This is a genomic window from Pontibacter virosus, assembly GCF_003096355.1.
Taxonomy (GTDB): Bacteria; Bacteroidota; Bacteroidia; order Cytophagales; family Hymenobacteraceae; genus Pontibacter; species Pontibacter virosus.
Genome location: NZ_QEKI01000007.1, coordinates 60,839 through 76,308, shown reverse-complemented (window position 1 = coordinate 76,308; position 15,470 = coordinate 60,839). Strand labels below are relative to the sequence as shown.

At 45.8% G+C, this 15,470-nt stretch carries 10 protein-coding genes; 6 read left to right on the top strand and 4 right to left on the bottom strand.

What is annotated here, in order from left to right; translation table 11 throughout:
* Positions 1-21: 21 nt before the first annotated feature.
* The 4 genes from C8E01_RS12345 to C8E01_RS12330 form a co-directional block, all read right to left on the bottom strand.
* Positions 22-825 carry an inositol monophosphatase family protein gene (locus tag C8E01_RS12345; RefSeq protein ID WP_116543754.1) on the bottom strand — a complete coding sequence of 268 codons (804 nt, stop codon included), beginning with the start codon at positions 823-825 and terminating at the stop codon, positions 22-24.
* Positions 822-2,060 carry an Lnb N-terminal periplasmic domain-containing protein gene (locus C8E01_RS12340; protein WP_116543753.1) on the bottom strand — a complete coding sequence of 413 codons (1,239 nt, stop codon included), beginning with the start codon at positions 2,058-2,060 and terminating at the stop codon, positions 822-824. Before C8E01_RS12340 ends, C8E01_RS12345 begins: the two co-directional genes overlap by 4 nt.
* Before the next feature lie 163 nt (positions 2,061-2,223).
* Positions 2,224-2,919 (bottom strand): 16S rRNA (cytidine(1402)-2'-O)-methyltransferase, encoded by a 696-nt coding sequence (gene rsmI, locus C8E01_RS12335; RefSeq protein ID WP_116543752.1) that lies wholly within the window; start codon positions 2,917-2,919, stop codon positions 2,224-2,226.
* Positions 2,920-3,011: 92 nt separating this feature from the next.
* Positions 3,012-3,257 (bottom strand): 4a-hydroxytetrahydrobiopterin dehydratase, encoded by a 246-nt coding sequence (locus C8E01_RS12330; protein ID WP_116543751.1) that lies wholly within the window; start codon positions 3,255-3,257, stop codon positions 3,012-3,014.
* 115 nt (positions 3,258-3,372) lie between these two features.
* Between C8E01_RS12330 and C8E01_RS12325 the strand changes: the two genes are divergently transcribed.
* The 6 genes from C8E01_RS12325 to C8E01_RS12300 all read left to right on the top strand — a co-directional run bounded on the left by C8E01_RS12325 (position 3,373) and on the right by C8E01_RS12300 (position 15,260).
* A complete protein-coding gene (locus C8E01_RS12325; protein WP_207774898.1) occupies positions 3,373-4,242 on the top strand; it encodes an SDR family oxidoreductase in 870 nt (289 codons plus the stop codon).
* Positions 4,243-4,318: 76 nt separating this feature from the next.
* Entirely contained in the window at positions 4,319-4,630 is a 312-nt protein-coding gene (locus tag C8E01_RS12320) for a hypothetical protein (RefSeq protein WP_116543750.1), read from the top strand.
* Positions 4,631-4,728: 98 nt separating this feature from the next.
* Positions 4,729-4,968, top strand: coding sequence for a hypothetical protein (locus tag C8E01_RS12315; RefSeq protein ID WP_116543749.1), 240 nt, complete (start codon positions 4,729-4,731; stop codon positions 4,966-4,968).
* Positions 4,969-5,061: 93 nt separating this feature from the next.
* Positions 5,062-5,757, top strand: coding sequence for a metallophosphoesterase family protein (locus C8E01_RS12310; protein ID WP_116543748.1), 696 nt, complete (start codon positions 5,062-5,064; stop codon positions 5,755-5,757).
* Between the two features lie 423 nt (positions 5,758-6,180).
* Positions 6,181-8,409 carry an Ig-like domain-containing protein gene (locus tag C8E01_RS21935; RefSeq protein ID WP_243409549.1) on the top strand — a complete coding sequence of 743 codons (2,229 nt, stop codon included), beginning with the start codon at positions 6,181-6,183 and terminating at the stop codon, positions 8,407-8,409.
* 830 nt (positions 8,410-9,239) lie between these two features.
* Complete coding sequence (locus C8E01_RS12300) at positions 9,240-15,260, top strand: IPT/TIG domain-containing protein (RefSeq protein WP_165820627.1); 6,021 nt, start codon at positions 9,240-9,242, stop codon at positions 15,258-15,260.
* The last annotated feature ends 210 nt before the right edge of the window (positions 15,261-15,470 follow it).

Sequence of the window (15,470 nt, the reverse complement as noted above, 5' to 3'; positions counted from 1 at the left end):
CTACACAAATTTACAAAAAGTTTATGGAAGAGGCTCTTTCCAATGCTCTGCAATGGTATCGAGCATCTCCTGGTGGATGTTGCCGTTGCTGGCCACAATCTCGCGCCCGAAAACATAATCGCCCCCAGCCGTGAATTTAGAGACATGGCCGCCGGCCTCCTGCACGATGATGGCGCCCCCTGCCACGTCCCAGGCATTCAGGTTAAACTCAAAGAATCCCTCAAAACGACCCACCGCCACATAAGCCAGGTCCAGGGCAGCCGAACCCAGGCGTCGCACGCCGTGCGATTTGCCCATGAAAGCGCCCAGTACCTGCAAGTACTGCTGCGTGAGCCCAAACTCGTAATAAGGAAAACCTGTAGCGATAAGTGAATCTTTTAATTCCTTAGCAGGTGATACTTTGATGGGGCTGTCATTTAAGAACGCTCCGTTGCCTTTTGTAGCATAAAAGCATTCGTCTTTGTTGATTTCATACACGATGCCCAGCACCACCTCGTCACCGTCCAGCAGGGCCACGCTCACAGAGTACAGCGGCAGGCCGTGGGTAAAGTTGGTGGTGCCGTCCAGCGGATCGATGACCCAGTTGAAGCGCTCGCCACGGGTGTTGTCGGTCTCTTCTTCTGTGATAAAGCCCGCCTCAGGCAACAGGTTGCGCAGGGCCTCCACCAGTTGCTTTTCGGCCTCCTTGTCGACGTATGACACCAGGTTGTTAAAGCCTTTGAGCTCTACCCTGCCCCTGTCAAAATCAGCGGCTTCGTGCTTTATAAAAGCGCCTACTCCTTTTACAATGATATTGGCATTCTGGCAAAGTTGCTGCAAGTTCATATACGCTCTTTTATTTTAGTGTCCGTGTTGCTGATAGCTACCAGCTGTCTGGCAGCCCAAACCGTATACGCGGCTCTTGTCAACAGGGCTAAGGCAATCGGGAAAACTGCGGTGTGCAGTTGCTGCGGCCATACCCACCACAGCAGCAGTGTAATGAAAGCCAGTGCAGCCGTTACCAGCATGTACTTCTGCAACCAGCCCGGGAGCACCGGCCTGACCAGGAAAGCAGCGGCCACCACGTGAGTAGGCAGCGCCCACAGCATATTAAAGTTATTGGCAGCCGCCTGGTGATCGGTGGCAAACCACAGCAAAAACAGCAACACGCCCAGCAATCCCGTGATCAGGAAAAATAACATGTCAAAGGTGCGGCTGCGCTTGCGACGTTTGTAGTCGAGCACGGTAATGACCACTACAAGGCTAAAAAACAGCCACCACACCAGCACCGGGTTAAACAGGCCACCAGTTGAAGCGGCTGTTGGGCTGTTCTGGAAAATAACTTTAGGCTCACCCACCAAAGGCACCTGCTGACCTTTTTGCTGAATCGTGGCGCTGGCGAACCCTTCTGAAAGGTAGTCAGGCAGGAACATGTACTCGTAAGGTGTGGCTTTTTGGTCGATGGGCGCACCCAGGGCCAGGTCGATGCCGAAATCGGACCAGGGCTGCGGAGGCAGGTATAAGTCGATCAGGTTGCGGAAGCTCATATCCTCATCCAGGTGGTCGATATTGAAGGCCACTTGATCGGGGAAGGTAGCCTCTATACCATCGCGGATGCGGGTGGCGCAGTTGTCGAAGAAAAAGTCATAAAGGTAAAAGCGATTCTGGGGCAGGTAATTGTTTGTGAGAAACTGCCAGTACTGCTGCTTCTGCGCTTCCGTGAAGTTCATCTCCTGCTCATAAATAGAGCGGTTATCCAGGGTATAGCTATAGGCGAAATCCTGGAAGTAGGCGATGGAGAGCTTGTAGTTGAGCTTGCCCCGGATGAACTTAACGTAGAAGCCTGGTTCGTTGAAGTCGAAGGTGCCGTAGTTGAACACGATGTCCATACCTGTGGCGGGGTCGTTGACGCGCACGGCACTGTGTCCGAAAATGGCATACAACTCTTCGCCCGGAGAGCAGGTGATCAGGCTGATTTTTGCTTCGGGAGATAGACGGGTATCCTCAAACTGCGCCTGGGCCTGCAGGGTGACAAGCAGCAGCATACAAAGCAGTGAAAGCTTTTTAAGGTATAGCTTCATGGTAATTCTTGAATCACGACACACTGAGTATGTATCACGATTATATTATTTTTCTAATCTATTAAGAACCGAAGCTCCACAGCCCGGCTGTTCTTTTTCCCAGCTTGTGCTAAGCTTTTGGCGCAGATATACCTATCTGTTGTATTAACAGATAGGTATACATCTATAATTTCGCTCCCGCTCCGGAAACTACCAACACAAACTCTCCTTTAATCGCCTTGGTTGTAAAGGTTTCGATCAGTTCATCGAGCGTGCCGTTGACGGTCTCTTCAAACATCTTTGAGATTTCACGTGAAACAGATGCCATGCGTTCGCCCCCAAAGTACTCTTTGAACTGGGTGAGCGTTTTGAGCAGGCGGTGCGGCGACTCATAAAAAATCATGGTCCGCTCCTCGGTAGCCAAACTGGTCAGGCGCGTCTGGCGTCCTTTTTTCAGAGGCAAAAAGCCCTCGAATGTAAAGCGGTCTGTGCTGAAACCCGATTTGACCAAAGCAGGCACAAAGGCGGTTGCGCCAGGCAGACACTCTACTTTAAGGCCTGCCTTCAGGCATTCGCGCACCAGCAGAAAGCCAGGGTCAGAAATTCCGGGTGTGCCGGCATCCGAAATAAGCGCCATTACCTCACCTGCCTTCATGCGCTCTGCCAAATGAGCGCTGGCTTTGTGTTCGTTGTGCAAGTGATGGCTGTGCATACGCTTCTCTATACCCAGGTGCTGCAGCAGCTTGCCGCTGGTACGGGTGTCTTCGGCTAGAATCACATCCACCTCCTTCAGTATGCGTATGGCCCGCAGCGTAATATCCTCCAGGTTGCCGATGGGTGTCGGCACCAGGTATAGGTTGGTTTTTTCAGGTTCCTGCATACAGCAAAGGTATTACTTAATTGTCGATTGTGCACGGCTGATAGCACGGTCAACTATCTGGTTATAGCAGTGGCAATGCAGCTTGAAGGGAGTTACACCATCATGTTGTCGTAGAGTTCATCGATACGCCGGGCCAGCTCCAAATCTTTGTCTGTAACGGTATTGCCGGCGTCGTGCGTGGTCAGTTCGATCTCTACTTTATTGTAAACATTGCTCCACCACGGGTGATGGTTGAGCTCCTCGGCTACATCAGCTACCTTGTTCATAAAAGCCATGGCCGCCCTAAAATCTTTGAACTCGAAACTGCGGGTAAGTTTATTTTCTGTTTCTCTCCACATAATCTGGTGACATATTTTAAGGTATAAACGGGCAGCCACCTTACAAGATGCCGGGTTGGGGTAACTAGGCCAAAAATGCAGGCGTATAGGTATGGACTGCGATCACACTAAAACTATGAAAACTATGGCAAACAAACCAAAAGAATTACCCGCTCAGGAACAGGAAGTGCAGCCTGGCAAAGAACACAAGATGAACCCGCAGCCGGAGTACATACGCGAAAACTACAAAGGCAGCGATAAACTGAAAGGTAAGAAAGCCCTGATTACGGGCGGTGACAGTGGCATAGGCCGGGCCGTGGCCGTACACTTTGCCCGCGAAGGAGCCGATGTGGCCATCGTATACCTGAACGAGGACAAGGACGCCAAAGACACGCTTCAGCTTATTGAGCAAGAGGGTCGGAAAGGGATGATCATCTCGGGTGATATCGGCGACGAGACCTTCTGCAGAGATGCAGTAAAGCAGGCCGTGAAAAAACTTGGTGGACTGGACATATTGGTGAATAACGCTGCCGAGCAGCATGAGCAGACCGACATCAAAGACATCTCGAAAGACCAGTTGCAGCGCACTTTTCAGACCAACATCTTCTCGATGTTCTACATGACCAAGGCGGCGCTGGAGCACATGAAAGAAGGCAATGCCATCATCAACTCCACTTCCGTTACCTCCTACCGCGGCAGCGACCACCTCATGGACTATGCTTCTACCAAAGGAGCCATCACCGCCTTTACCCGCTCCCTGTCAGCTAACCTGGCAGAAAAGAAAATTCGGGTGAATGCGGTGGCGCCGGGCCCGATTTGGACCCCGCTTATACCTGCTTCTTTTGACAAGAAGAAAGTAAAGGAGTTCGGACAGAATGTGCCGCTAGGGCGCCCTGGGCAGCCATCGGAAGTGGCGCCTGCCTATGTTTTGCTGGCTTCGGAAGACGGCTCTTACATAACAGGGCAGGTGATCCATGTGAACGGTGGCGAACAGGTGGGCAGCTAACCGAGCTAAACCATAGCGGCCGAAATGGAGTAAAAACAGGTATAGCTCCCGAGGGGAGCATGATAAAGACACAACTATGGAAAACAAAGAAAACGATAAACACGCAGGGGAGTCCAAGCACAGCGAGGCCGCTAAAAACAGGCCCGTACGTGTGATAGAGGACGATACCACGGATCAGGAATTCCGTGCAGGACACATCATACCGGGTGCAGATCCGCCCAAGAACGAACACCAGCGCGGCGGTTTCGGCAACCGCGACGGCAAAGAGGGCTTTGGCAGCGACACGGCATCTGAGGGACCATCAGCTACCGGTGTCAATGATTTTGCTGACGACGGCACGCCGCCACCCGACAACATGCGTACCGAAGACGAAGGTCGCGGTACCTGATCAAATGCATTGAAACTTACACAAGGTATAGCTGCTCTCCGGTACAGGCCGAGGCAGCTTGCCTTTTATTTTTAACTTAAATACAAGGAGGACACATTATGCCATCATATAAGCATACCCAGCCTGGAGGGGAAAATACAGGAAATCCAGCTGGCAAAGGTCAGGACAAAGCTGCCGGCGGTAAGCCTGTAGACCCAAACAGCACAAGAGCTGAGCACGAGGAACTGGAAGAGAAGTATACCGTGGATGATGCGGATGAAACAGGTGCCAATGTGCGCGTGAACAACCCTAACCGCAACCATGACAAGCCCGGCTTGGATAACAACAAGTATAACTAATCAGAACAAAGCTGAAAGGAATAGCACCTGCTTTTGAAACAGGTGCTATTTTTTTAGCCTCGTTAAACCGACTCAGACCAGACGTACACCGCCATGGCCCGATACGCGATCAGTGACATACACGGCTGTGCCCGTACCTTCAAAGCGCTCGTGCTCGAGCAACTGCAACTCAAAAAAACGGACGAGCTATACCTGCTTGGCGACTACGTGAACAAAGGCCCTGATAGCAAAGGCGTCCTGGATTTCATCATCCACCTCCAGAAACAACAGTACCAGGTGCACTGCCTGCGCGGCAACCATGACCAGATGTTGCTAAAAGCCGCTTCCAAAGGCGAATCGGCGCTAAATCTGTCCGACCAGGAAAAGGAAATGGTGCTTAAAAGCTTTGGTATGCAAGACTTCAGAAAGCTCCCTACCACCTACGCCAATTTCATCGACACCCTTCCCTATCACCTCGAACTCCCCGACTACTACCTGGTACACGCCGGCTTCGACTTTCATCAGGATGATCTGTTCAGAGACAAAGAGGCCATGCTTAACATCAGAAACTATGAGGTTGAGTGGGACCGGCTACATAACAAGAGGCTCCTGCACGGCCATACTCCTACTGCTCTCCATGCCATAAAAAAAAGTGCTGCACACCAGGACGCCCGCATCAACCTGGATGCAGGGTGCGTTTACTACAAAAATGCCGCCTATGGCAACATGGTCGCGTTGGATTTAGATACTAATTTATTGAATATTCAGTGCAATTTAGACCGTCCTTACACTGTTCGCAGAAAGAGTTGATAATTAATTGTTTAAATAGTTATATATTAATGTTTATCTAGGTCTAAAGATGATTTTATGTTTAGATAAAACATTATAACTGTTAAATCCAGTGCAATTTGTAAATTTTCGATAAAAAAAATAACAATAATTGTATGGAAATTCCCTGTCCTATAATTAATATTGCTTTATATTAATAATCTTTTAGACTTATTTAGTTAAAGGGCAAAATTATTCTTCCGAATATTTTAACGGGTAAAAGTGATCCTATAAGCTAGTGTGCCGCATAGTAGCTTATAGCTAGTCAGTTTATACCCTTTGGTTAGTTCTCTAAAACTAGAGTTCTAAAAAATGCTGTAAAAAGCATACTCGGAATTGCTATGTCCATACCTAGGCTCTGGTCAAGCCACCAATCAACCTGAATCTTCTAATTTTTTGTTCATTATGAAACACATCTACAATCCAACCGCCGCTCTCATCCAGCGGCCATCTGCCAACGCTACGGGAACAGCTGCGGCAAGTAAAATTTTTACGTTGCTGTTGCTAAGCTTTTTCCTGCTGGTGAGTGGGGAGAGTGTGGGGCAGGAAACAACACTCTATTCTAATGGCTTTAGCAGTGGAGATGATCTCACACTTAATACTAATTATACTGGTAAGATAGGATCTAATAGAGTTACAGGAGGAGAGCTAGTTGTGAGTGGCACGAATGGGAATGCTGGTAACCCAGGGTATAATACAACCACTGTAATCAATCAAGCTTTTGATTTCAAAGAGGGATATACATATACCGTTTCATTTGGGGCAAGAGCGATAGGTAACGATGGCAGAATAAACATTTTGTCCGGTGCAACAACTGCTATTGCTGGTAATCCAACTAATTCGAGCAATAGGAATCTTGCGGGTGAAGCAATAAATGTGGGTAGTACATTGTTAAGCTATTCCGTGTCATTTACAGCTACTAACATAGGTACAGCCCGTCTTGCACTTCAAGCTATTGGCTCTGGTAATAACGCCAATTTATATATAGATAATCTCACAATAACGGAATCATGTATTCCATTAATACCGCAGGCTACTTCTGTTGGTGCCTGTTCTACAGAGCCGATAGTTTTTATCCTAAAAGCATCTGGTAAGCTAGAGAATGAAATATATCAGTGGTATGACATGTCTGAAGTTGCAATTAATGGTGCAACTGAGGCGGAATATACAACTCAGCCTCTTTCTCAAACTACTACGTTCTATGTTGCTAAAATCAATACTGCTACGAATTGTTCAAGTCCAAAAGTTCCGGTAGTAGCACATGTTGGGAAATTAGTTTCTCCTACTGTGAATGCAAATGTAGATTGTGATGCAAGAGGAAATCAAAGAATAACATACATAGCTAGCGGAGGAGGTAGTAACGATATTTATACATGGTATGATATTAATGGTGGCATAAAAGGGACTGGATCAGAAATTGAAATGTCAACAGAAGATGACAGCGGAGTGCATTATGTTGTATTAAGTAACTCAGAAGGATGTACTAGTGATAAAAAATATTTAGTTGTGCCAACTACCAATAATCTCACTCCGACTACACCAATAGATATTACTGCAGAGAGATGCGTTGGAGGAGCATTAACCATTAATGCTGTACCTGAGTTAGGTATGGAGTACAGATGGTACGATTCAGGAGGCATTTTATTAGGTGACGACGACTCCTATACAATAGGCTCTGTAAATAGTGGGACTACTACTTTTACATACAGAAAATTAAATTCTGCAACAGGTTGTATAAGCGATCCGGCTACAGTTACAGTTACAGGAACATCAGCTATTGCAGCGACAGGAAATATTATTAGACCAGAAAATCCAATTGTCGGCCAACCTGCTACATTTAGTTTTGAGAGTAACATACAGGCTGCAGAGATTATATATTATCAATGGTATTATCATACTGTAGGAAGTTCTGCGGATAATTGGGTAACAGCGGCAAATACTCGTGATTGGACGATAAGTGAAATGCGGGGGGATATTGATGGTGTAAGAGTAGTATTGACATTGAATCCTCAGAACACCGCCTGCTATAATAACTTAAATAATGCTGATGGGACATATGAAATAAATGACTTAACAATCACCCCTCTCCCCGTAGAACTCATGTTCTTCAAAGCGCATGCACAAACCAAGGGTGTAAATCTAGCCTGGGCAACTGCTTCAGAACTGGAGAACAAAGGCTTCGAAGTACAGGTGTCAAGCAACGCCAGAGATTTTAAAGCAATCGGGTTTGTAGAGAGTAAGGTGGGAACCACTTCGGTACGCCAGGATTACAGCTTCCTGGATATGAAAGCAGTGTCTGGCACTCGCTATTACCGCCTGAAGCAGATTGATTTAGATGGCACAACTTCGTACTCACCCATTAGAGCTGTCGCTTTGGACGCTGATAATGCCACAGTATCCGCATACCCGAATCCATTTGATGATGCTGTTATCGTGACACTTAATGGTTCAGAGGCTCGTAATGTGCAGATAGTGTTGATGGATGCGATGGGGAAAGTACTGCAGCAGCGCACCGAGGAAACCTCTGGCAACTCTATTACAGTAGATATGCGAAGTGTTACCACTAAAGGCATATATGTGCTACACGTACTTGATAACGACACGAAGCATACCTTTAAGCTGATGAAGCGCTAGACGTAAGACAAAACAACCAGAACAGAAAAGGGCTGCAGGAAACTGCAGCCCTTTTCTGTTAATGATATGAGCGAATTTTTTAGTCTGTCCATCTTCTTATCTTGATTTCTCAATACGTCAAACTATAATCTCCTGCATCTCTATACTTCTATGTATAGTATTGTAAAACAACTATATCCACTTTAAAAGTCTAAATATTTTTCATAAAGAACGGTATAAAGTAAAGTAATCTATAACGATTGCTTGCTATACCTGAGCCTATGCTGAGACAGGATTGGCTGTTCTAACATAAGATCAACATGTTGCCTATTTATGCATTTTTATAATCTACCCAGGCATTAATATGGCTAATATGAAAAAGCTCATTTTAGATATACCTATGGGAATATCTACTACCTATTAAGTAAGATAATTGCATCCATTTCGCAACATTCAAAATAAGCATATTGCATTACGGCTAGAAATGGAATAATATGAAAACACTATATATAATATTTTTATGCAATATTGAGAAAGTTAAGTTGGAACATTATTTAGTTATATGGGCAAAAAATAAACATGAAAAGTTTTCAAATAACATAACCAAGGCACATTTCAAAAACAGCCTTAAACGCATCAAAAACGCAAGTTGTAAGAAGAGAGTTAAAATCAGACAAAAAAACAGGAGCTTATATTGCAAAAGTGAAAGATAAATTATCTTATTTTGTGATAATTAACTTAGCATTAAAACTGCACAAAAATTTATTAACTCTTAACTTTTAGCTATGGCACAAATCTACACTCCCCCATTAGGCCGACTATTGCGTTCACTGCTCCTGCAGTGCGTGATTATGCTGGGTCTGGTCACAGCCGGTATGGCGCAGGGCACCATAACATATGATGGTCCCTGGCGAATACCAACCTCTGAAAACATAAAAACTGATGGACTGAGCTCAGATGGGGCAGACATAGCGCCAGGTTCAACTGGAGGTTCTGCTCAATTCAGAACAACTACAGCTTATGTAGACGTTAAGCTCCAGGAAGAAAGCCAAATAGGCTTAACAGGGTACAAAGTAAGCTTCAGCTTTTTGGCAAGTACAACAAGGTTAGCGGACTACAGTGCTACTATAAGAGTGAGCTACCGTTTACAAGGGGGAACGACTAAAGAAGCTTCGACCTACGCAGTAACTGTTGAGCCGTCAACTGAAACGATATATTTGCCAAGCAACGCGACAAATGTAAGGTTTGAGCTGGCATCCGTAAATGCAGCCTATGTATTTCTAGATGCGATACAAGTTTCGCAAGAGCCAGAATTGACTGGTTTTAGCCCATCGGAAGGAGTACCAGGGACAGAAGTAACGATAAATGGCAGACATCTGAAAGAGACTACAGCAGTTTATTTTGGAGAAATACCTGCTACTATTATTTCTAAAGACAGTGCGGTTGTTATAGCTACAGTGCCGTACGGAGTTGGAAATTCCTTTATCAAGGTTGTAACCCCTTATGGAGATGTTACAAGTGCAACAGAGTTTGAGGTGCCGGCTCCAGTATTTGCTACAACAATTGAGTTTGATCCACTAAGTGCGGGTGCAGGTGAAACCGTAACGCTTTACGGGCAGTATTTCACAGGCGTAACCGGAGTGCTGTTTAACGGTGTAGCAGCTGATCCAACAACGATAAAATTCACAGAAGAAAAAGAGGACAGTGAAATTACAGTAACTGTACCTAATGGTGCAACAACTGGTAAGATTACGATAGTAACGCCAGCTGGAGAGGATGTAAGCACAAATGATTTTACAGTGCTTGGGCCACAGATTCTCGCATTTGATCATGACAATGATGTAGAAACTCCGGCTGTTGAGTTTAGCCCGGCAGGAGGCGCCGTAAGTACAATTGTAACTATCTATGGGGAGTATTTCACTGCAGTTAATGAAGTGCTGTTCAATGGGGTGAAGGCTACCTTTACAGTGGTAAACGACAATCAAATAACGGCAACTGTACCATTGGGCGCAAGCACAGGCCCGATCACCGTTAAAAGCCCTGCCGGTCAGGATGTAAGTGAGGCGCCATTTGATGTGCCGGCTCCAACCATTGCAAGCTTTGAGCCAACGTCTGCAGGTCCAAATATGCAGATAACCATTACAGGTACAAATCTTTCAGGCGTAAGCAGTGTCATGTTCTTGGGAGATCCAGCAACAGCTGAGGATGACAGAGAAGGAACTATCGTGACTCCTGTGACAAGTGATACAGAACTTGTGGTGCTCGTGCCAGCTGATGCCAGCACAGGTAAGATCCAGGTGATCTCCCCGGGGGAAGATAAAGTTGCGACAAGTGATCAGATATTCACCTTTGTTCCTGCACCGACCATTGCCAGTGTTGGAACTACTGAAGGTGGCCTAACTTATAGCATTGTAGCAAAAGAGGTGACCATCACAGGTACAAACTTTGAAACTGCGACAGCGGTTCTTCTGGGCAGTGCGACTATAGCGCCATACAATGAAATAAATAACCCGAACGGGTTCGTAGTAAATGGCGACGGTACAGCCATAACTTTCAACATACCCGCAGATGCTACGACAGGCAGTGTGACTGTAAACACTTTGGGTGGCCAGGCTGTATGGGAAGGCCCGTTTGAAGTAATACATGCTCCAATTGCAAGTATAGCTCCTACAAAAGGACCAATTGGTCAGAAAATCACGATCACAGGTCAGCATCTAAAGTATGTTTCAGAAGTAGTGTTCCTGGGTAGCGATGAAACAGGAGATGACAATAAGACGATAACATTCACAACTCCTAATGAGAGCGATACAGAGCTTGTAGTAACTGTTCCTGAAGGAGCCGTGACAGGTAAGCTCTCAGTAATAAACCCGGCAGCTGCAACAGAGACAGCAGTATTCGAAGTTATCCGGACACCAGTTATCCTGACCTTTGCTCCGAATCAAGGTGTGGCAGGTACAGTGGTATCAATCACGGGCTACAACTTTGTAAATGAAGGAACGGTAACCGTAAGCTTCGCTGGTGAAGAAGGCCTACTGGTAGCAGATAACCTGAATGTGACTTCAGACTCAACCCTAACAGCAGATGTGCCTGCTGGCGCAATCACAGGAGTAATTACTATTTCTAACTTACAGGGGACTAGCGTAAGCAACGAAGAGTTCGATATTATTCAGAAACCTACCATCACAAGCCTCGCTCCGATCAAAGGAACAGAAGGCTCAACAGTGGTGATCACAGGCACCGAATTTAAAGGTGAAGGTATCGTGGTAACATTCCTTGGAACAGAAGAAGGTAATGATGAAACAATAGCCACCACGATCAAAGTTGATTCAGAAACACAGATTACCGCAACTGTCCCAGTGGGTGCTGTAACTGGTAAACTGATGGTAACAAATGCTGCAGGTGCTAGCGAACCAAGTGAAGCCACTTACACGGTAGTGACATCACCAGAGATTATCAGCTTCACTGAAACAGAAGGTATAGTTGGTGATAAAGTAGTGATTACTGGCTGGTTGTTGAATGAAGCAACCGGAGTGGCTTTCAATGGGACAACCGCTCAATTAACTTACAGCGAAACCGCTGGTACTATTGAAGCGACAGTGCCAACAGGCGCTACGACTGGACCGATCAGCCTTCAAGTAGGTGAAGAAACAGTATTTACAACTACAGACGTCTTCACTGTTATACCTGCCCCTACCATCATCGCTTTCAGCCCAGCTGAAGGTGGTGTAGCAGGAACAGTAGTAACCATCACTGGTACAAACTTCATAGACGTTACAGCTGTTGCATTCAATGGAGTTGCAGCTGATATGGCTACTGTTCAGATAAACGAGACATTTGATGTGCTGACTGTGACGGTGCCATTCGCCGCTACTACTGGTAAAATCACCATAACTGCAGCTGCAGGCGTGGCAGAAAGCGAAGATGTTTTCGTTGTGCCAGCGCCAGCTAACATTACCTTCACAAACAACACAGCCACTCCTACTACTAGCTATGCTTATCAGTTGGTAACCGTTAGGGGGCAGTTCTTCACCAATGCAAGTGCTGTAACCTTTAATGGTAAACCTGCCGCTATGGTAGGTGCAGTTACTAATGAAGTGGACGGAGAAGGTGTTGAGACAGGCTTCCAGTTGATCACTGTAAAAGCGCCGTTTGATGGAGGCACAGGCAAGGTTGCCGTTACAACCCCGGCCGGTACAGGAACTAGTATAGTAGATTATACGGTACTAGAACCTATCATTACTACTATTAGCGCCACACAAGGTTATGCAGGTCAGACAGTAGTAAAGATCACCGGTGAATTATTCACCCAATACTGGGATGAAACGTTAAACGACGGACAGGGTGGAGCTGCTGAAAAAGCACCGGTTGTGAAGTTTGAAGGTGCTCAGGTTACGGCAACTACTTATACTGCTACAGAAATTACAGTAACTGTTCCAAACGGCGCCAGATCAGGAAGTTTGACGGTACTGTCTGGAAGCGGCGAGAGTGAGCCGGAGCAGTTTACTGTACTTGCGCCAGTTATTTCAAGTGTAGCGCCAACTGCGGTATATGCTGGAGAGGAAGTAGTAATCACAGGTACTAACTTCATTAACGTTACGGGTCTGTCTTATGGTGGCATAGCAATCACAGGCTATACAGTAAATGCCGAAAACGAAACAGGTACAGGTACTATCACTTTTGTAGCGCCAGTAGTCAATTGGAATAGCTCAGACGTGCTAAGTGTTACTTCTACAAGTGGCACAGGTACATCAGACGCCCTAATAGTATACAAACCAGTAATTACTAGCTTCGTACAGACGGGAACTACAAATGACACCAGAGTATATGCAGGCGTAAACACAGTTACCATCAAAGGGTCAAGATTTGATGAGTACTTTAATGGAACAACAGTTACAAGAGCTATACCTACAGTAACCTTTGCGGGTTCAGGAAGTACGCGTGTTGCAGGTACGATTGTAAGCGCTACCTATAGTACGACAGAAGAAGGCGAAGACGTGTTAGAAGTAGCGGTTCCTGCCGGCTCTATCAAAGGCACTATTCAAGTTTCAAGTGAAAGCGGCACTGGCCAGGCAAGCGGAGACCTGACCGTAATTGGAGCTCCGACCATTACCAGTTTCAGCACTTATGCCGGTCTTGTAGGAACAACATTTACTATTACTGGTACTAACTTTGACGATGCAACAGAAGTTAGATTCTTGGGTATTGAAGGAGAAGCTGATGAGAAGACAGCAGTTTACACTGTAACTTCTCCTACAACGATTTCTGTAACAGTACCACAGGACGCAACGATCGGTAAGATATCTGTTACTACACCATTCGACGGTGGCACACCAGTAACAAGTTCACAAATCTTCCGTGTAGTAAAAGCGCCAATCATTCATGACTTTGTGGCTAAAGAAGGACCAGCTGGATATGTTGTAACTATCACTGGTGAAAACCTGATCGATGTAAATGGAATGATCAACGTCTTCTTTAAAGGCCATGGCGGGGAAATCATCCCTGCGCCTCTCGGAAGTCAAATTGATATTCGAGCTACAGTGAATACGGAAGACCTAACTACTGCTCGTCAAATAACAGTAACAGTTCCGAACAATGCCATTACAGGAGTTATCAGACTTACAAATGACGCTGGAACGATCACTACGGCTGCATCAACACAGACAACTGTAGATGAGTTTACCGTAACGAGCCCGGTAATCGTGAGATTCGAGAAAGAAAACGGTAGCATCATCAGCAGCAGCAATCAAGCAAGACTCCTGGAAAGAGTAATTGTCAAAGGCTACAACTTGACAAATGTTGGAACTATCAAAATCGGAACAAAAGATGTTACAAACTTCTTCGAAGTTGATGAAAACACCCTTGAGATGGTAGTGCCACAGACTGCTTCGAGAAATTTCGTAACAATTACTGCATTGGGAAAAATGGAAACCAGCGATCCCGAGTATTTGGAAATTGTAAGACCAATCATTACAGTTAATCCAAATACATTAAGCTTTAAGACTCAGGAAGGTGAAGACTTCGATGTAAAATCATACACTGTAACTGCTCAGCACTTAGCTATTGGTAGAGACCTGCGATTGTCAATGACAGGAGATGTTACATTCCAGATTTCGACAGACCCTACATCTACTGCGGAGGGTGCCTGGACAAGAGCAATGAACATCACACCGGACGAGAATGGTTATTTCACTGGCACGATTTCGGTTAGAAGCACTTCGACAGAAATAGGTACAAGACTAAGTGGATCGATCGTCAACAGTTCATTAGAAGCAACGGCTTCGGTAACATTGGAATCTGAAATCGTTCCTCTTCCAGTAGAACTCATCGCTTTCGATGCTGTGAAGCAGGGAAGCGAAGTGAAACTGACATGGGCAACGGCTTCTGAACTAGACAATGACTACTTCGAGGTGCAGATGACAGAAGACCTGAAAGGCGAATTCAAAGCTGTAGGCAAAGTGAAGAGCAAAGTAAACACAACGTCACTTCGTCAGGATTACGGGTTCAGCCACAAAGGAAACTTCAACGGGACGCGTTACTACAGACTGAAGCAAGTGGACCTGGACGGTTCGTTTGATTACAGCAAAGTTGTAGCCGTATCTTCTAACGGAGTGAACCTGGCAGTTGGTCCAAGAGTGTATCCAAATCCAATCAACGCTGACTCTAAACTGGTATACAATGCCGACAGAGCAGGTAAGTTGAATGTGCGTATCGTGAACATGAATGGCTCAGCCGTGCAGAACCTAAGCTACGACATCGAAGAAGGTGAGAACACTATTCTGCTGAACCTAAACAACAACCTGCCAACAGGCATCTACATCCTGTTGACAGAGTTTAACGGTAAGACAGAGCAAGTGAAACTCCTGAAACAATAAGCTAACGCTTAACTTATAGAAGAAGGCCCGCCAATTTGGCGGGCCTTCTTGTTTTAAGCTAGCTTCATCACAAGAATAAAGAATCGCAGTTTATGTAAAGATTATTTAAGACCGATAAATCCAACGGCACTAGCGGTACCGTAGATAAACATTTGAAACATTGGTTTATTCAGGCACAAGCTTTAATTTTGAAGGAATATAAAACCAAAG